Annotated in this window: 14 protein-coding genes and 1 pseudogene; 8 read left to right on the forward strand and 7 right to left on the reverse strand. The window is 72.6% G+C overall.

Annotation, left to right across the window (positions count from 1 at the left end; translation table 11 throughout):
• Nucleotides 1–9: 9 nt before the first annotated feature.
• From K7G61_RS15875 to K7G61_RS15890, 4 genes are all read right to left on the reverse strand, one after another.
• On the reverse strand, nucleotides 10–1107 hold the full coding sequence (locus K7G61_RS15875; protein ID WP_225847484.1) for an epoxide hydrolase family protein: 1098 nt from the start codon (nucleotides 1105–1107) through the stop codon (nucleotides 10–12).
• Between the two features lie 55 nt (nucleotides 1108–1162).
• Complete coding sequence (locus K7G61_RS15880) at nucleotides 1163–1768, reverse strand: TetR/AcrR family transcriptional regulator (protein WP_225847485.1); 606 nt, start codon at nucleotides 1766–1768, stop codon at nucleotides 1163–1165.
• 195 nt (nucleotides 1769–1963) lie between these two features.
• The gene (locus K7G61_RS15885) at nucleotides 1964–2335 is read right to left on the reverse strand and encodes a nuclear transport factor 2 family protein (protein ID WP_225847486.1); all 372 of its coding nucleotides are present in this window, start codon (nucleotides 2333–2335) and stop codon (nucleotides 1964–1966) included.
• Between the two features lie 470 nt (nucleotides 2336–2805).
• Entirely contained in the window at nucleotides 2806–3648 is an 843-nt protein-coding gene (locus K7G61_RS15890; RefSeq protein ID WP_225847487.1) for an alpha/beta fold hydrolase, read from the reverse strand.
• A 347-nt stretch (nucleotides 3649–3995) separates the two neighbouring features.
• On the opposite strand from K7G61_RS15890, the gene K7G61_RS15895 reads away from it, so the two are divergent.
• The 3 genes from K7G61_RS15895 to K7G61_RS15905 all read left to right on the forward strand — a co-directional run bounded on the left by K7G61_RS15895 (nucleotide 3996) and on the right by K7G61_RS15905 (nucleotide 7632).
• A complete protein-coding gene (locus K7G61_RS15895) occupies nucleotides 3996–4424 on the forward strand; it encodes a hypothetical protein (RefSeq protein WP_225847488.1) in 429 nt (142 codons plus the stop codon).
• Between the two features lie 239 nt (nucleotides 4425–4663).
• On the forward strand, nucleotides 4664–7003 hold the full coding sequence (locus K7G61_RS15900) for a SpoIIE family protein phosphatase (RefSeq protein WP_225847489.1): 2340 nt from the start codon (nucleotides 4664–4666) through the stop codon (nucleotides 7001–7003).
• Between the two features lie 434 nt (nucleotides 7004–7437).
• Complete coding sequence (locus K7G61_RS15905; RefSeq protein ID WP_225847490.1) at nucleotides 7438–7632, forward strand: hypothetical protein; 195 nt, start codon at nucleotides 7438–7440, stop codon at nucleotides 7630–7632.
• Nucleotides 7633–7954: 322 nt separating this feature from the next.
• On the opposite strand, the gene K7G61_RS15910 is transcribed toward K7G61_RS15905, so the two are convergent.
• Complete coding sequence (locus tag K7G61_RS15910; RefSeq protein WP_225847491.1) at nucleotides 7955–8638, reverse strand: TetR/AcrR family transcriptional regulator; 684 nt, start codon at nucleotides 8636–8638, stop codon at nucleotides 7955–7957.
• Between the two features lie 128 nt (nucleotides 8639–8766).
• Here K7G61_RS15910 and K7G61_RS15915 point away from each other — a divergent pair, with 128 nt between their 5' ends.
• On the forward strand, nucleotides 8767–9525 hold the full coding sequence (locus K7G61_RS15915; protein ID WP_225847492.1) for a glucose 1-dehydrogenase: 759 nt from the start codon (nucleotides 8767–8769) through the stop codon (nucleotides 9523–9525).
• Between the two features lie 502 nt (nucleotides 9526–10027).
• Nucleotides 10028–10453 carry an organic hydroperoxide resistance protein gene (locus K7G61_RS15920; protein WP_225847493.1) on the forward strand — a complete coding sequence of 142 codons (426 nt, stop codon included), beginning with the start codon at nucleotides 10028–10030 and terminating at the stop codon, nucleotides 10451–10453.
• A 689-nt stretch (nucleotides 10454–11142) separates the two neighbouring features.
• On the opposite strand, the pseudogene K7G61_RS15925 reads toward K7G61_RS15920, so the two are convergent.
• A pseudogene (locus tag K7G61_RS15925) lies at nucleotides 11143–11484 on the reverse strand (SsgA family sporulation/cell division regulator); the annotation flags it as partial.
• A 336-nt stretch (nucleotides 11485–11820) separates the two neighbouring features.
• On the opposite strand from K7G61_RS15925, the gene K7G61_RS15930 reads away from it, so the two are divergent.
• Nucleotides 11821–12267: a VOC family protein gene (locus tag K7G61_RS15930; protein ID WP_225847494.1), complete on the forward strand. Its 447-nt coding sequence runs from the start codon at nucleotides 11821–11823 to the stop codon at nucleotides 12265–12267.
• Between the two features lie 96 nt (nucleotides 12268–12363).
• Nucleotides 12364–13041, forward strand: a complete 678-nt coding sequence (locus tag K7G61_RS15935; protein WP_225847495.1) for a GPP34 family phosphoprotein — start codon at nucleotides 12364–12366, stop codon at nucleotides 13039–13041.
• 265 nt (nucleotides 13042–13306) lie between these two features.
• Here K7G61_RS15935 and K7G61_RS15940 read toward each other — a convergent pair whose 3' ends face one another.
• Nucleotides 13307–13873, reverse strand: coding sequence for a hypothetical protein (locus tag K7G61_RS15940; RefSeq protein ID WP_225847496.1), 567 nt, complete (start codon nucleotides 13871–13873; stop codon nucleotides 13307–13309).
• Nucleotides 13874–14716: 843 nt separating this feature from the next.
• Between K7G61_RS15940 and K7G61_RS15945 the strand changes: the two genes are divergently transcribed.
• Entirely contained in the window at nucleotides 14717–17458 is a 2742-nt protein-coding gene (locus tag K7G61_RS15945; RefSeq protein ID WP_263984465.1) for a LuxR family transcriptional regulator, read from the forward strand.
• The last annotated feature ends 343 nt before the right edge of the window (nucleotides 17459–17801 follow it).

Genomic DNA, 17801 nt, shown 5'->3' on the forward strand with positions numbered 1-17801 from the left:
GGCGGCCGGTCAGCGCAGCTTGCGGAAACTGGCACGCAGGTCATGGATCCACGCCTCGGGGTTCTCGTACGGACCGAAGTGACCGCCCTTCTCGTGGACGTTCACGTCGCGGACGTCCGCGTAGAAGCGGCCGCCGCCGTTCTCGAAGATCTCGATCCGCTCCTCGGGCGTCCGCGCGCCGGGGGAGGGGTCTCCCAGCAGGAAGGTGAAGCCGGCCGGCGCCCGCACGTACGGCGTCTTGTCGTCGACCGGCACCGCCGGGTACAGGCCGGCGTTCTTGTAGGCGCGGATCGAGGAGCCGATGGCCTCGTTGACCCGGAAGAGGGTGGCGAAGGTGAGGATGTCGTCGGCGGGCCGGCCGGCGTCGAAGTCGGCGTTGCGGTCGCTCCAGGTCCGGTAGCGCTTCAGGATCCAGGCGAGCATGCCGGCCGGGGAGTCGTTCAGGCCGTGGGTGAGCGTCTGGCCGTCGAGCAGGTGGGCCGCCACGTGCGAGACGTAGATGTTGTTGCGCCGGACGAGCCGGGCGCGCTCGGCGGGGGGAAGGTCCTCGGTTTGCTGACCGCCCGTCAGATCCCAGGCCCGGTCGCCCTGGAACATCGCGGGCGGCATCTCGTTGCCCAGGTGGACGCCGTAGAGGGAATCGGCGTACTTGTGGCCCATCCGCGCGCCCACCAGGGCCCCGTAGTCCGCCGCGCCGATCCCGTACCTCCCGTACCCGAGCACCTCGGTCATCAGGCTGTGGAACCGGTCCGCCATGGTCACGTAGTTCTCCCTCGGGTTCGTCAGCGGCGTGGAGAAGCCGAAGCCGGGCAGCGAGGGAACGACGACGTCGAAGGCGTCGGCGGGGTAGCCGCCGAAGGCCGCCGGGTCGGTGAGGGGCCCGATGACCTTGTGCCAGTGCTGGGGGCCCCAGGGCCATCCGTGTCCCAGCAGCAGGGGGATAGGGGCGGGCCCCTTGCCCCGTTCGTGGATGAAGTGCACCGGGGTGCCGCCGACGTCCACCCGGTGCCGGGCGAAGCCGTTCAGCGGCGTCTCGGCGGCGCGCCAGTCGAAGCCGTCGGCCTGTGGTGCGGGGTGGACGTGCGCCGGCTCAGGATTGGACGACATGGTCCAATTCTGACGCCTCAAAATCGGACCGTCAAGTCCAATCCTGCTCGGTGGGTTACGCGGCGCCCGTGGTGACGGGCCGCAGCGGGGCGATCGCCGCCGTGAGGGAGGCCTTCAGGTATTCCGTGCGTCCGGTGGTCTGGAGCAGGACGACGCCGCCCTGGACCGCGGCCAAAATGCTCCGGGCCCGCTCGCGCGACTCCTCCTCGTCCTCCTCGGCCTGGGACGCCATGGCCCGCACGCCTCGCAGCAGGGCCCGCTCCCACTCGTCGAACAGGGCCAGCACGACCGCGCCGGCCTGGGCCGACGACTTTCCCAGCTCGGTGGTGAGGCTGCCGAGGGGGCAGCGCCGTCCCAGTTCCGTGTAGTGGTCCAGCACCGCCTGCCGCCAGTCCTGCCAGGACTGCCACGTGGAGAGATCGTCCAGGTACGGCCGCTGAGCCTGGAGAACCTGTCCGGCCTCGTACTCCGCGACGGCCGCCAGGATGTCCGACCTGCCCTCGGGGAAGTAGTGGAAGAGCTGGCTCTTGCTCGTCGCCGTGGCCGCCCGCACGTCGTCGAGTGTCGTCTCGGCGGCCCCCTTCTCCCTCGCGAGGAGCGCCGTGGCCATGACGATGCGCTCGCGGGTCGCCCTGCCCTTGGCGGTCAGTCCCTTGTTCATCCCCTTATCATCCCACAGGTTTGGACTGGGTGGTCCACCAGCTCCCGCCGGCCCCCCGCCCGCTTCTGCCGGCCCCCTCGGCCCCCGTCCGGCCCGCTCAAGCGTGCCGGACGGGGGCCGGCTCCCCCGCGGGCTCGGCGGCCTCCGCCGGGCCGGGGCGGGGGAGGCTGCGCGGTCACGCCGGGTGGCCGCGGGTCACAGGAGGGTCTGGGCGTACTGGGGGTTGGTGTAGTCCCGCCACTCGACGATCTGACCCGCCGCGAGGCGGTAGACGGCCATGTTCTTGATCCTGGCGAGCGGGCGGCCCGGCAGGGCGAGGCCGTGGACCTGTTCGGCCAGGACGATCTCGCCGTCGACCGCCTGGTGGATGGTGAGGAACTCGACCTCGCCCATCTGCCGGAAGACACCGTTCCAGAGGGCCAGCACGTTGTCGCGCCCCTTGACCGGGGTGTCGCCGTAGGCCTCGAACTCGATGTCGGGATGCAGGTAGGGAGCGAGCTGCGCGGTGTCCTTCTTGGCGAACAGGGAGACGAACTCGTCGACGATGTCGCCGTTGTCCTTGGCCATAACGGATCTCACTTCTGTCTGGTCGGCTTGACGGGGTCGGCGTGTCGCCGGTGGGCGAACCGGCCGCGATCGCTCCGGCGGATCGAGCCGGATCCGGGCCGGGCGGGCACGCCCGCGGCGCTGCGCACGGGGTGCGGTCGCCTGGGGAAAACGCGCGGGCGAGTGGGGTCCGCTCTGCGACCGTAACACCTGCCCGAGTGGAACGTGTGAGTCGGGCGTGCACATGTGTGTGAGCATGTGTGTGAGACGGCCACGTCCCGGGCATGTGCTGCGGCGGCGAACCGGTCCAGGGTTTTCCTCCGGTCCGGTAAGGCTTTCGCACGCTGCGATGCCGCGTCCGTCCGGTCTGCCGCGGAACTCCCGCACCGGCCGGCGGTGCTCGACGGCCGCGCGGTCGGGCCGCGACCGACCCCCGCGGCCGGACCCGCAGTGGTTTCCGGCCCGGACGCCCCGGTGGGCCCCGGGTCGGTTCAGGTCAGGTCGGCGATGATGCCGGCCAGGCGGTCCGGCGCCGACAGGAACGGGGAGTGCGCGGCCTCCATGGTGACCACGTGCGTCCTGTTGTGCGGGAAGGCGCTGTCGGCCTGGGAGACGAACAGGCGCTGGAGGGCAAGGGGAATGGTGTTGTCCTGGGTGCACAGGACATAGGTGCGTTCGATCGATCCCCAGCCCTGCGGGGTCAGAGTCGTCGGTTGCGTGGCCATGGCGGTCGGGGCGTCGCTACCCAGCAGGGCGATCGCGGCGTCGGCGGTGGCCTGGTCGACATCGCCGTAGAACGCGCTGCGGATCGCGGGCCGCAGGTCGTCGGCCGCGGTGTCGACGCGCAGCGCGCCGATCTCCAGGGGATCCGCTGTGAGCAACGCCAGGGACTGCCCTCCCTCCGCCTGCGGCAGCGACGGGTAGGCGAGGCAGGGGACGCCCGAGGCAGGCATGTACGCGGTGACGTAGATCAGTCGCCGGAACAGTTCCGGGTGGTCCTCCGCGGCGCGGGTCAGGGCCGCACCGCCCATGCTGTGGGCGACCGCGACGACAGGTTCCCCGCGGCCCGCCCTGCGCGCCTGCTCGGCGAGCAGGGCCGCCGCCGCGTCGAGGTCCAGGTGTGCGATCGGGGATTTCTCGGAGGCGAAGTCGGAGGAAGCGTGGGGCCGCCGTGTGCTCGCCGCCGGGCGCGCGGCCCGCAGGCCGTGACCCGGCATGTCCACGGCCACCGAGGCCACCCCTCGCGCGGCGAGTTCCAGCGTCACGTCACCCCAGCACCATGCGCCGTGGAAGAACCCGTGCACCAGCAGGACAGGACCCCTCAGTGCGGCCATGGTGTCTCCTTCTCGAAGCGCGCGTGGCGCGCGGGGTGTGACAAGTGCGCATGGCGTGCGGGGTGTGTTCCGTGCGCATCGTGCGCGGGGTGTGATGCCCCCGACCTCGATCGTGGCCGGTGGGGCGGCGGCGTTCCGGTCGCGGGCCGTGAGCCAGGCTACTGGCGCCGTCCGCGTCGCGCCACCTCCCCGCCGAAGGTTCGTGATCCGCGGGAGGTGTTCCGGGCGTTCCATGTGTGTGCGACACATGGAACCCTGCTATGTGTCCACCTTGACAGGTGACGAGGACGGAGTGGATGATTCCATCACCTGTTCAACCAGTGATAGCAAGTGTGGGAGAGTCCCCGATGGCCGTTGTACGTTTCCACCTCGTCTCCTCGCTCGGGCCGGCGGAGGTACGGGAGGTGCTGACCGACTTCGGCCCTTCCCGTCCCGAGGTCTGGCCCTCGATCGACGCCGAGCATTTCGAGGTGCACGCTCTCGCCGACACCTGGGCCGAGGTCACCGAGGGCACCGCCGCCGCCTGGGAGCGGGCGCGCTACGACTGGGAGCCCGACGGCGACACGGTCACCGTCACGACCCTCGACTCCAAGCTCTTCGGGGCCGGCGGCGGCTGGGTCTTCACGATGACCCCGGAAGGCGACGGCACCCGGATCGACGTGGAGCTGACGCGGCAGCCGAGCACGCTCAAGGGCAAAATGCTCGCCTCCCTGCTGCCCCTGGCCGCCCCCTCGTCCCTGCGCAAGTCCTTCGCGGGGCCCCTGCGGGCCAAGTGACCCGCGCCCGGTGGCTGCGCGAGGAGCCCACCGGTAGCGTGGCCGAAGAGGCCGACGCCGACGCCGTGCGACTCACCCGTCGACGCGAGATCCGGCCGCCCGCTCCCCGCGGCAGGGGCGGGAGGGCGGGCAGGGAACACCACACAGGCGCGCGAGGTGCACCGAGTCGCGCCGAGGCGACACAGCCACACAGCGACACAGCGACACAGCGACACATCAGGGTGGCAGGAACGATCATCGTGGGCGGCAGCGAACCGGCCGCGGCCGGCGGCACCGGGAGTGATCCCGCCGCGGTTCTGGACGACGAACTGGCGACGGTGCTCCACTGTGCCGTGCACCAGGCCGCCCGCCGCCTGCGCGGCGTGGCGGCGGCCGTGTACCTGCTGACCGCCGACGGCCGCGAGCTGCGCCCGGCGATGATCGGCGGCAGCCCGCCGTCCGTGTTCACCCTGCCCGGCCGGATGTCCCTGGACTCCCCGTACGCCTCGGCCCGCGCCCTGGCCGAGGGAGGCGTGGCGCTGCTGGCGGATCCGGACCCCCTGACCGAGCCGGAGTACGGGGCCCTGGCCTACCCCTACACCGTCGCCTCGGTCCCGCTGGAGACCGGCGGCCGCCGCTTCGGCTCCCTCACGGTGCTGCGCGGCGAGGACCGCGGCGCGTACGACGAGGCGGACCGCCGGCGCCTGAGCCGGATCGGCGAACGGCTCGTCGTCCTCCTGTCCGACCTGCTCGCCCGCGGCGCCGTCATCGTCCCCGGGCCGCTGCCCGTGCTGGTCCCGGTCCTCGGCACCGAGCCGCCGGCCGGGCCCGAGGACGAGTTCACCCGGGGCGTCCCGGGCGTGGCCGGCTCGGCGGGCCTGACCCTGCTGTACGCCCTGCAGCGGCTGGCCGACATGCTCAACCGGGCCACCACCATGCAGGACGTCACCGGTGCGGCGGAGTTCTGCGTCCGCGCGCCGCTGGGGGCCCGCGCGCTGGCACTGGCCTGCGCGGACGCGGGCCGGCTGTGGGTCCTGGGCCACAGCGGGGACTCCGCGGGCCTGGTCGGGGAACTGCACGGCAGCGCCCTGCACACGCGCACCCCCGCGGCCCGGGCACTGCGCGGGCGCGCGCTGTTCGCCACCGCAGGACCCGGACCCGGACCCGGACCCGTACACGGAGCGCGGGGCGCCGAGGCCGGACCCGAGCCCGGATCCGGAACCGGGCATGAAGCCGACACCGAGGCCGTCGCGCGGGGCGGCGACGGCGACGGTCCGTGGGAGGCCGCCGCCTACGTGCCGCTCGTCGGCAGCAGGCATGTCGTCGACGTGCCGATGACCGGGCCCGACCCCGTCATCGGCGTCTGCTGTCTGTCGTTCGGCGGACCGCGGACGTTCCCGCCGGAAGAGCGGGCCGTACTGACCATGATGGCCGGGCTGCTGGGCTCGGCGGTCCAGCGCGTCGAGCTGAGCACCGGACGCCGGTCGCTCGCCGAGGGCATGCAGAAGCTGTTCCTGCCGGCCGCGCTGGCGGATGTCCCCCGGCTGACCCTCACGGCACGGTACCGGCCGGCCGAGGGCGAGGTGGGCGGCGACTGGTACGACGTGATCGCCGCGCCGGACCGGCGGGTCGTCCTGGTCGTCGGGGACGTCGAGGGGCACACCATGGAGAGCGCGGCCGTCATGGGCCAGCTCCGCAGCGCGGTGGCCGCGTACGCCGCCGAGGGGCACAATCCCGCCGCGCTGCTGGAGCGCACCGACCGGCTGTTGTCCCGCCTCGGCACCGAGCTTCTCGCCACCTGCTGCCTGGTGTCCCTGGACACCGAGACCGGCGCCGCCGAGGTCGCGCTCGCCGGGCACCCGCAGCCGCTGGTGCGGCTGCCCGACGGCGACGTGCGCCCGCTGACGGCCCCGGCCAATGTGCCCCTCGGGCTGCGCGACCGCGCCCACTACCGCTGCGGGGACCACACCCTGCCGCCCGGAGCGGTGCTCGCGCTGTATTCGGACGGGCTGCTGGAGCCGGACGCCGACGGTGTCGCGGCACGCCTGGCCGCGGTCGGACGGCGGGCCGGCGCCGATCCGGAGGAGCTGGCCGAGGGGCTGCTCAATTCCACTCCCGGCCGGCGCGACGACGCCGTGCTGCTCCTGGCGCGCTACGAGGAGGCCGGCGACGGTGCGGCACCGCGCACCGCGCAGTTGCACGTCCAGCGCCGTGACCTGCGCGGCGTCGGCGAGGCCCGCGGCTTCGTACGGGGGCGGCTGTGCGAGTGGGGGCTGGGCGACCCGACGGGCCTGGCGGACGACCTCGAACTGATCACCTCGGAGCTCGTGACCAACGCGCTGATCCACGCAGGCAGCGACGTCGACCTGCGGCTGCGGGTCCACGGCGACCGGGTCCGGCTGGAGGTGCGGGACTCCGACAGCGATCCGCCCGTTCCCACCGCGTACTCCCTCACCGAGGAGGGCAGCGCCCGGGCGGAGCACGGACGCGGCCTGTTCCTGGTCGACGCGCTGGCCCGCACCTGGAACACCTCCCCGAGCGGGCGGGGCAAGACCGTGTGGCTGGAGATGGACGTCCCCGAGGCCGACGGGGGCGGGTGAGCAGGCACCCCGGCGTACGGCCAGGCAGCGGCGGCCCGGCCGGGCGCGCGGCCCCCGGCGGTGCCACGGCGGCCGTCGGCTCGCTTCCCGGCGGTGCTACGGGGGCCGGGTCCGCGCGGGCGGGTGACGGCGCGGTCGGCGCCGCGGCGGGAGAGCGCCCGGGCCGCCGGTCGTCGATGTCCTCTCTCCTCGTCCGCGGCATACACGGCAAGCCGTCGTTGTTCCTCCCCCTGCACCCATGGACTGGACACGACGGACCGACCGCGGCCCTGGGGCACGCTCCCGGCGGTCGAGTGGCTTCACCTCCCCGTCCGCCCGAGGTGCCGCGGTTCTCCGATGCGTCACCGTCTTGACAGGTGACGAACGGGGGCGCAAGCTGAAGACGGTCCCGGAACCCGTGGGACCGTCCACGATCTGCGAAGTGGAGCAAGGCCATGAACAAAGACATCTCGGCGGACCCGGCCGCGGCGGCACGGCAGGCGCGGTTCGGCAAGCTCCCCGAGCGCATCCGCTTCGAGGACATGACGCAGGCGGTGACGACCGAGCCCGGCGGTGGCGCGCGGGCCGCGTACGACCCCGAGGGTTCGTGGAAGTACTACTCCTGCCTGGCCCTCGACCTGGGCCTGTAGCCGCCGCGCGGCACCCGGCCGTTTCCGGTCCGCCCCGCCGCTCCAGAAACGGTGGGGCGGACCGCGCAGCCATCGGCGACCCTGTCCTGCGCCGCCGTGGCGGCGCCACCCGCCCGCCGGCCACCGACCCGCGCAGGCCGGCGGGGGAAGCCCGCACCACCCCCACAGAACCCGCCCCGGCAGCGTCCGGCGCGGGTTCTGGCATTTCCGCACGGCGACCGGCCGGCTCACCTGGTGGGTCACCGCTCGGCGCGCCGAAGCCCACCCGCACCGGGCCGGACGCCCACGCGGCGCGACGAACCGCCGACCCCGTGGGTCGAAGTCAGTGGAGATCGAGCTCGGCCATGGTGAGGGTGCCCGCGATGAGGGTTGCCAGCATGTCCTTCAGCGTGGTGGTGAAGTCCATGCGCAGGGCGGCGAGTGACGGATCGGCTTCGTAGGCGGTGAGCATGGCGGCGGACGGCTGGGCATGGGTCCATACCGCGCCGCTGACCATGAATGCCTGCGCGCAGAGCTGGTCGCAGTGGCGGCCGAGTTCGGGGAGGTACTGGCGGGCGAGTGCCGCCAGAGCGGCGACGTTGGCGATGGCTGCTCGTTTGTAGCGGGCGGCCACGTCCGCGGAAACGTTGTGTTCCAGGACGCCTGCTTGGGCGCTCAGCAGGTCGCACAGCACGCGGTGCTGTGCGAGGGAGTGTGCCAGCACGGCGGCGAACTCCTGGCCGCGTTGGACCGGTGGGGCGTCGGGGGTGATCGATGCGGTGAGCTGTTCGGGGAGGCCGGCGGTCCACTGCCGCCAGCCGCGGTCCAGAAGTTCCAGCAGGATGGCTTCGCGTGACTCGAAGTAGCGCAGCACGTTGGACTTCGCCAGGCCCACGTGCCGGCTCAGCTCATTGAGGGTGAGCGCGGTCGCGGGCATCCGGTCGAGCATCGCCGCGGCGGTGTCGAGGATCGTCTGCCGCCGGATCTCGCGCTGCTCCTCGCTGCGTGCTCGTTGGAAGGTCGTCATGCCCTCATCTTATGGACCGACGGTCTTTTGACATCAGACCGCCGGTCCCTTAACGTGGAGACCGCAAGAGACCGCCGGTCTGATCGAGACCGTCCGTGGTTACCCGCATAGGAAAGAGGTCCATCGTCATGAGCGTTTCCAGCGTCGCCCTGGTCACCGGAGCCACCGCCGGCATCGGCAAGGAGACCAGCCTTGCTCTGGCCCGCGAGGGCTACGCCGTCGTCGTCTCCGGCCGCCGCAAGGAAGCGGGCGACGCAGTCGTCCGCGAGATCCGCGACAACGGCGGGGAAGCCGTATTCATCGCCGTCGACGTCGACTCCGAACAGTCCGTCGCCGACCTGGTCGCCCGCACCGTCGAGCGCTACGGCCGGCTCGATGTCGCGGTCAACAACGCCGGGGTCTCCCTCGACGCCGGCCGCATGGCCGACGAGCCCACCAGCCGCTTCCAGCAGATGATCACCACGAACGTCCTCGGCGTCTTCTGGAGCATGAAGTACCAGATCCAGCAGATGCTGGCCCAGGAGAACCCCGGCGGCTCCATCGTCAATCTCGCCTCGATCGCGGGCCTGGGCGGCATCCGCTACGCGGCCAACTACTCCGCCACCAAGCACGCCGTGGTCGGCCTGACCAAGTCCGCCGCACTGGAGTACGCCACCGACGGCATCCGCATCAACGCGGTCGCCCCCGCCGCGATCAAGACCGACATCCTCAACGCCGCCATCGAGGCCGGTACGTGGGACGAGGCCGGCATCGCCTCTCTCCAGCCGGTGAACCGGATGGGCCGCCCCACCGAGGTCGCCGAGGCCATCGCCTGGCTCGCCTCGCCGGCCGCGTCCTTCGTCACCGGAACCATCCTCAACGTCGACGGCGGCTACAAGGCCCAGTGAGGGTCCTGCGGCAACGCAGGCCCGAAGCCGTCCTGGCAAGTGCCTGAGCACGGGGCATGATCAATGGGAACGGCGCTCCAGGCCATTGTTCCGGGCACTGTTCCGCGGGCTGGACTCGGTTTGCCGACGGGGTGAGGCGGACGTCACTGGGCCGACGCCGGTACCGCGATTGCCAAGGCCGCCGTCCGTCGCATCGGACCTTCCTCGACCGCTCCTCCACGGTGCTCGTCGTAACCCGAAGGACATGTGTGCCCGTCCCGCCCCCGCAACACGACCGACGCAATCCCGCATACATGTGAGTCGACGAGTGGTCACACCGCCATCCGGCAGCGTCGGCCCATGCTCGGGCATCACCTGCTTGACTAGTGACGCTACCAATGGGAGAGTGTGATCACCGATCGAACCGGTGACGCAAGTGGTCGTCGGGTCATCGGTTCGAGTACGCAGCACGACGGTCCGTACAGCACGGACAGCACGGACACGCACCGAGATGGGGACACTCATGACCGTCACGTACACCGCCCGCGTCAGCGTCGCCGGCGAGGGCCGCAATGGCGGCAGGGTCCGCTCCGACGACGGACTGATCGACACGAGCCTGGCCATACCCAAGGAGCTGGGAGGAGCCGGCGGCGCCACCAACCCCGAGCAGCTCTTCGCGGCCGGCTGGGGCGCCTGTTTCCTCGGCGCGCTGCGCCGGGCCGCCGCGCAGCGGAAGATCAAGCTCACCAGCACCGCCATAACCGTCGACGTCACCCTCACCCACGGCGACGACGGCGAGTTCACCCTCTCCGCCACGCTCAGTCCCGTCCTCGGCGGGGTCGACCAGCACACTGCCGAGGAACTCGCCCGCGCCGCCGAGCAGATCTGCCCGTATTCCAAGGCAACGCGCAACAACGTCCCCGTGACGGTCAACGCCGGCGTGGCCTGACGTCCCGCCGAAGTCCGGCGCCGAACCCCCAGCCCGGACCCCCCCGCCGAAGTCCCCGCGGCCAGGCCACAACAAGCAGGCCGCGAGGGGCAGGTCGCCCACAGTGAAGAACGGAACGTTCCCATGACGAAAACCCTTGTCCGGGGCGGCGGGCGGCCCTCGCCCGGCACCCGGGGCCCGGCGGTCCCTCCCGGTGAGTGCGCCGGCGGCCGATGGCCCGCCCCGGAACTGGTGTGGGCTTGGGCCGAGACGGTGACGACACTGGGTTTCGGCCCCCCTGCCGCGAGCTTCCTGCGCGGACCGGGCTGCTGAAGACCTCCGCGGCCCGGGAACCGGGCCGCGGGGAAGGTGTCGTCCGGTACCCGAACTCCGTGCCGGGCGATGCCGGGGTCACGGCTCGTCGGCTCCTGCAAGCGGACGAGCCGGGACCCGATCGGGCCGGGGAGCACCCTTCCCGGCCCGAACGTCGGAAACGCCATGGCTGGAGCTTTCCGACAAGGCCCTGCCCCCTTCGCCGGGGGCAGGGCCCCAACCCGGTCCGCCCCAGCCACCCGGCCCGCGTCAGCCGGCCGACACGTCGGGATCGGCGAGGAGGCCGGCCCGAAGGCGTCCCAGTCCAGCCGCGCGGTCTCGCGGCCGGGCGGTACGAGGGCGTAGGTGTGTTCCAGCCATTCGGCCAGCGGTGGCGCGGGTAGTTCGAACAAGGCCGTCGACTCCCTGGAGGCGATCTTGAGCATGGCCGACTGCCATTCGTCGTCGTCGGACGGCCAGACCTGGACGTCGGCGATGCCGCTGAGCGAGTACAACCCCTCGTACAGCAGGTCCCGGCCGATGCACCAGGTGACGTGCGATCCGCCGTGGACGAGGAACGAGAGGGTCACGACCAAGGGGGCGTCCGCGGTGTAGCCGAACGTGGCCCGCACGGTCTGCCGGGCGTACGAGCCCAGCACGCGCTGGATGTCCAGGGACAGGGAAGGCAGATACGGAGTCCGGGCCGGGTGCCGCTCCTCGCCGTGTCGGTTGCCGCTCATATCAGGGACCCCCTTGTGGGACGGTGGCTGGTGACAGCCACTTTCGCCCACCCGGGGCCGGCACACCTACGTCACTTGACTGTGCCGGAACATTCCAGCATGTCTCACGCGGCCGGTGGGCCCGAGCGCACCCGCGGCGGACCGCGCGGCCCCGGCGGCAGGACGCCGCCAGGGCTTCGACGGGTGCCGGCGGCGAACCAGTAACCGGCCCCGGCGGCGGACCGTCAAGTGACTGATGCAGGGCACGGCGCCGGCCGACCACAGTGGGAACGCCGCCGGGGCGACCGCCGGCCGCCACCCGCACCCCCACCCGACAACGAAAGTGAGATCCCAACCGTGGACATGAAGCTCGAAGTCGTCATCCTTCCGGTGTCCGACGTGGACCGGGCCAAAGGCTTCTACGTGGAGAAGCTCGGCTGGCGCCTCGACGCCGACTTCCCGATCCACGAGGGTTACCGGATCGTGCAGGTGACGCCGCCCGGCTCCGAGTGCTCGGTCATCTTCGGGCAGGGCCTGACCGAGCAGGCCGCGGGCACCCTCCACGGCCTGCAGTTGACCGTCACCGACATCGTCAAGGCCCAGGAGGAGCTGACCTCTTGCGGGGTGACCGTCTCCGGTCCGTTCCGCGACGAGACCGGTGCCTTCCACCACGCCGGTGACGCGCGCCGGGTACCCGGACTGCACCCCGAGCGGGCCAGTTACGGCACGTTCGCCGCCTTCACGGACCCCGACGGCAACCAGTGGTTCCTGCAGGAAGTCACCGAGCGCGCCCCCGGCCGCTGAGACCGGGTCGCGCCGCGGCTGACCCCCCGTCGCGGCGCGACCCCCCAACCATCGGCGAGGTGTGTGGCCGCGCCTGCTGGAGACAAGGAGCACCCCATGAGCACCGCACGCGACCTGGCACTCGCCGCCCTCGGCCTGCCGCCCGACCGGTCGGTGGAGCAAGGCGACCTCTCCCTCGCGCTCGCGGGGGCCGAGGCGGTCGATCTCCTGGCGAGCGGGGCACTGACCCTGGACGGCGACCGCATGGTGCCCGGCCCGCCCGTGGCGACGGGCGACCGGCTACTGCGGGAGGCGGCCGCCGCGCTCGTCCGGGCGGAGCCGTACGAGACGGTCGAGGACTGGCTGTGGCGCCGCGGCACGGACCTCGCCGCGGTCTACGCCGACGACCTGGACAGGGACGGACTCCTCGGCCGCGCCCCGTGGCACGGGCTACGGGCGCGGTTCGCACGGAGCACGCCGGCCGACCCGCCGGTGCACCGCCGCGCGGAGGAACACCGGGCCCCGGCCGAGCCCGTCCTCGCCGCCCTGATGGCGGTCCTCAGGATCGAGGGCGCCCCGCAGGACCCGGACGCCGGCGACGCCACCGACACCGGGGGAAGTGACGCCGGAACAGATTCCGCCGGAGGTACGGGCGGGAACACGGACGGGAGTCCGGGCGGGGACGCGGTGACGACGGTGCTGGCCGCCGTCGGGGACGCGGTGGCGCGGTTGGACGCGATGCGGCTGCGGCGGGGCATCGAGATCGCCGCGTTCGACAACATGTGGCGGGGCTAGAACCACCGCTCCCGCACGGCCGGCCTTACCTCCGATCGGGGCGCGGCGGGCCGTGCGGGGCGTGTGCGGACACCGCGGACTCGCGCCCTGGTGTTTCCCCCGCCCGTCCCGTACGCGGGACCGCGCCGTGCGCGCCGTACGTGCCGTACCCGCCCTACGTGTCGTGGACGACGCACATGCCGTGCGGCCGTCGCACGGCGGACCGGTCGCGCCCGCGGGACGAGCGGGGGACAAACGGGACGAGCGGGGGAGGCGAGCGCCGACGTCAGTCGGCGGAGCCGCCCGTTCCCGTCTCCACCAGGGTGTACATGACGGAACGCTGCTGCTTGTGGCGCTGGATGCGTCCCTTGGCGACCAGGGCCTCCAGGGTGTTGCGCACCACCTGCGGTGTGGGGTGGCGGTCCGGGTGTTTCTCCATGAGTTCTTCGCGCAGTTCCTTCGCCAGGCGCGGCTCGTCGTAGCCGCGGAGCAGGTCGGTCAGGAGGTCACCGAGCAGGGGGCGGCGCGAGGTGCCCTTCGCGCCGGCCCCGGCCTTGCCGCCGGCCGCGGCGGCCTTGGCCGACGCCGGGCGCCGTGCGGCGGATCCGGCCCCGGCCCGCTTCGTCCTCGCGGTGGCGGGCTCGTCCTTCGACTGCTCCGGCAAACGCGACGCGTCCGCGAAACCCTCGTACCGCTCGGCGAGGTTCAGGATGTCCGCCAGGAGGGCCTCCTCCTGCTTCAACACCGCCATCCTCTGCGCCAGCTCCTGCTGCCGGCGGCGATTCTCCTCCAGGTCCGAGGCGGCCTGCTCTACGTACCGCGATCGGAGTGTGGCGGCTGATTGGCTGGTCACAACCGTTCACTTCCTCGTAATGGACATGACGTTGCGCATGGTACCCACGTGCAGGGCCCGTGCGGATAAGTGTCGATGCCGGACGGTGCGTCCGGCATGTCACCCTTCACCATAACCGCCGATGTGCCGCGCATGTCGCGGGTGCTGCTCATTCGTCGGCCTCCCGCGTCCGGCGTGTCCGCTCGGTGTTCCTGCGGGCATACTGCCCGGTAAGTGTGTTGTCGAACCGTCTCCGCCGCCCTCGGCGTGCGGACCGGCCTTTCCGTCCATGAGGGGGGCTTGGGCCGCGAGTCAAGGCGGGGCCGGCCCGGACGCGCCACGGCGCCGGCCAGTGATACATGTCTCGCCCACGCCCGCACACCCGGTCCGACGTGCGCCGGAAACGGTGACTCGAACCGGACGGCGGGAAATTCCCGGCGGTACCCACGTGACGAAAACCCCGAAAGCCATTTAGTCTTCTTCTGAGATGTGGGTGGAGGCGGCGGTCCGGCGCGGGCGGACCGCCGGGAACACGCCACAGCGAGGACTCGATGTGCGGGCCACCGATCGTGCCGCCGGCGCGCGACCACCCGCCGTGCGGCTCACGGCCCGGGCGACCCCCGAGGTCCGTCCGCCCGGCCGGACCGGCACACTCGCCGCTCACGGCGGAGGAACGACGACGTACCCTCGCCATTGCGCCCGACGCGATCCGTGCACGTGTGCACATGTGCCCCGTGCACCCGCGCACCCGCGCACACCCGGGTATGTGCACTCGTGCACACGACGGAAGTGTTCGGTCGGGCCGGTTCAGCAGTGAAGGGAAGTGAAGGGAGTGGGGGAGCGGTGGAGTCGATCGGCGCGGCCATGATCGGCCGCGAACACGAGCAGGAGCTGCTGTCGCGGTTCGTGACGGCCTCCGGAGGCCGGGCTCTCGTCCTGCGGGGAGACACAGGCGTGGGCAAGAGCGCCCTGCTCGCCCACACCGTCGAGCTCGCGGCGGGAGAGCACAGGGTGATCCGGGTGGCCGGGGTGGAGGCCGAGTCGGAACTGCCGTTCGCCGGCCTGCACCAGCTCCTGTATCCGCTGCTCTCCCACATCGAGCAGCTGGACGAGACGCACCGGGGTGTCTTCGACGCCGTCTTCGGCGCGGGCAAGGGCGCCGCGCCCTCGGTCATGACGCTCGGCATCGCCGTACTCGACATGCTCGCCCTCGCCGCCTCGGCGCAGCCCCTTCTGCTGGTGCTCGACGACGGCCAGTGGCTGGACGCCTCCAGCACCGCCGTGTGCGGCTTCGTCGGGCGCCGGCTGACCGGCAGCTCGGTCAAGCTCGTCGTCGCCCTGCGGTCGGCGGTGCCCTCCGGCTTCGACACGGCCGCGCTGCCCGAACTGCCGGTGACCACGCTGTCGGAGGAGGCCTCGGAGCAACTCCTGGACACGCGCCATCCGGAACTCGACCCCCGGACCCGCCGCACAGTCCTCGACGAGGCCCGGGGAAACCCGCTGGCCCTGCTGGAACTGCCCGCCTACCTGCGCGGCAAGCGGATCGGACGCGACACCGCGGAGCTGTTCGGGTACACCGGGATCCCGCTGCCCCAGCGCCTCCAGCATGTGTACGGCGCGCGCATCGTGGCCCTCGGCCCCGCCGTCCGCGCGGAGTTGCTGCGCGGCGCCCTGGACGGCGTCGGGGCCGGTACGGCGGCCGGCGCCGACCACGCCAGGCGGGCCCGCTACCGCATGAGGGACGCCGACGAGGCGGTGGACGCCGGTCTGCTGGAGGTCGACCCGCTCACCGGCGAGTTCGTCTTCCGTCATCCCCTGGTGCGTTCGACAGCCGTCCAGATGGCGACACCCAACGAGCGCCGCGCGGCCCACGCCGTCCTCGCGCACGAGCACCGCGAGGACCTCGAACGGCGCGCCATGCACCTGGGGGCCTCGACGGTCGATCCCGACGAAGAGGTCGCGGCCGCGCTGGAGGCGGCGGCCGACTCCGCCACCCGGCGCGGCGGCGCGCAGGCCGCCGTGGCCTGGCTGACCCGCGCCGCGGAACTCAGCGAAAGCCACGAGGAGCGGTCCCGCAGGCTCGGCAGCGCCGCGTTCATCGCCGGCCACGCGGGACTGCTGGACCGGGCCCGGCAGCTCGCCGGTTCCGACACGGCTTCCGGCCGGGGGGAGTCCCCCGCCTCGGTGGTCGCGTCGGGCTACGCCGCCTTCTACGAGGACGGGGACGTACGGTCCTCGCACCGCCAGGTCGTCGCGGCGATCGAGGACATCCGTGACCGCGGGGTCCGCGAACCGGACGAGGTGCTCACACGGCTGGTCAACCTGCTGCTGGCGATCAGCCAGTACGCGGGCGACGAGGCCGCGTGGCAGCGCACGCACGAACTCCTCGGCACCCTCGGCGACCTCGTGCCCGCGCATTCGCGCCTGTACGAGGACGCCTGGGGCGACGTGGTGCGTCGCGGCGCCGGCGTGCACCAGCGGGTGGAACGCGCCTTCGCCGGCCTCCACGGCCTGGAACCGTGGGACGTCACCAGGCTGTGCGTCGCCGCGTACCACGTCGACACACTCAGCGAGTACCGGGCACACCTGCAGCGCACGGTGGACCGCGAGGTGGAGACGGGGGCCATGACGGTCGGCATGACCATGCTGCACCTGATCATGCTCGACCAGATCGCGGTCGGCGAGTGGGACGAGGCCGAGCGGACCGGTCAGCGCTGCCTGGAACTGACCACGGCGCACCGGAACACCCTGTTCCTGTACCACACCAGCGCGTACCTGGGTCTGCTGGCCGCGCTGCGCGGGGACGTCGCACGCGCCCGGGAACTGCAGGCCGCGGTCGACACCTGGGCGCGCCCGCGCGGTGTCGGCCTGCTCACCCAGATCGCCGACGCCACCGGTACCGCCGCAGCCCTCGCCGAAGGCGACTACGAAGCCGCCTACCTCCACGCGATCGGCATCACATCCCCCGGCTCCTTCACCCCCTACGCCCACCAGGCCTCCCGCAGCCTGCTCGACCTGGTCGAGGCGGCCGTGCACACCGGCCGCTCCGCACAGGCCCGCGCCCACGCCCTCGCCGCGCGCGACGCCGACCTGCCCGATGTCTCCCCCCGGCTCGCCCTGATCACGTACGGCGCCCTCGCCATGACCGCCACCGACCCCGCCGAGGCCGACGCCATGTACACCCGCGCCGAGACCCACCCGGCCGCCGCCGTCTTCCCGTACGAACACGCCCGCATCCGCCTCGCCCACGGCATCCGCCTGCGGCACACCCAGGGACGCAAGGCCGCCCGCCACTCGCTGGCCCTGGCCGCGGAGACCTTCGAACGGCTGGGCGCACCCGGCTGGGCCGAACGGGCCCGGGCCGAGCTGCGCGCCACCGGTACGGTCACCACCCCCGCCTCCCCGGCGCACCTGTCCGCACTGACCTGGCAGGAACAGCGGATCGCGGACCTGGCCGCCGGCGGCCTGACCAACAAGGAGATCGGCGAGCGCATGCACCTGTCGCCGCGCACCGTCAGCTCGCACCTGTACCGGGTCTTCCCCAAACTGGGAATCACCTCCCGCGCCGCCCTCCGCGACGCGCTCGGCAAGCTCCCCCGCGACTGAGGCGTGCGGGCCGGGGCGGGCGCGAGGGCCGTCGTGGCCCGTCCGACGCCGAGCGCCGACGAGGGGCCGCGACATGAGCCCGCCGGCCCGTGGCCGACGATCACCGGCGAGTCGTCGAACGACCGCGTGTCGACCGGGGGCCGGCCGGCGAGCGACCCCCGGCCGGCGAACCGCGCCGCCCACGGCTCCCGGGAACGCGCGCACAGCCACGCCCCGTGGACGAAGACGACGGGAGTGCGGTTCACGGCTGAATCCTCCGGGCACGACGATCGCCCGGCACGGCCACTCGGGCGGCAGTTCCAGCATCGTTCAGGCGCAGTTGGACCGCGACAGTCGAATGACT

Origin of the sequence: Streptomyces sp. HPF1205, assembly GCF_020400825.1 — a bacterium.
Taxonomy (GTDB): Bacteria; Actinomycetota; Actinomycetes; order Streptomycetales; family Streptomycetaceae; genus Actinacidiphila.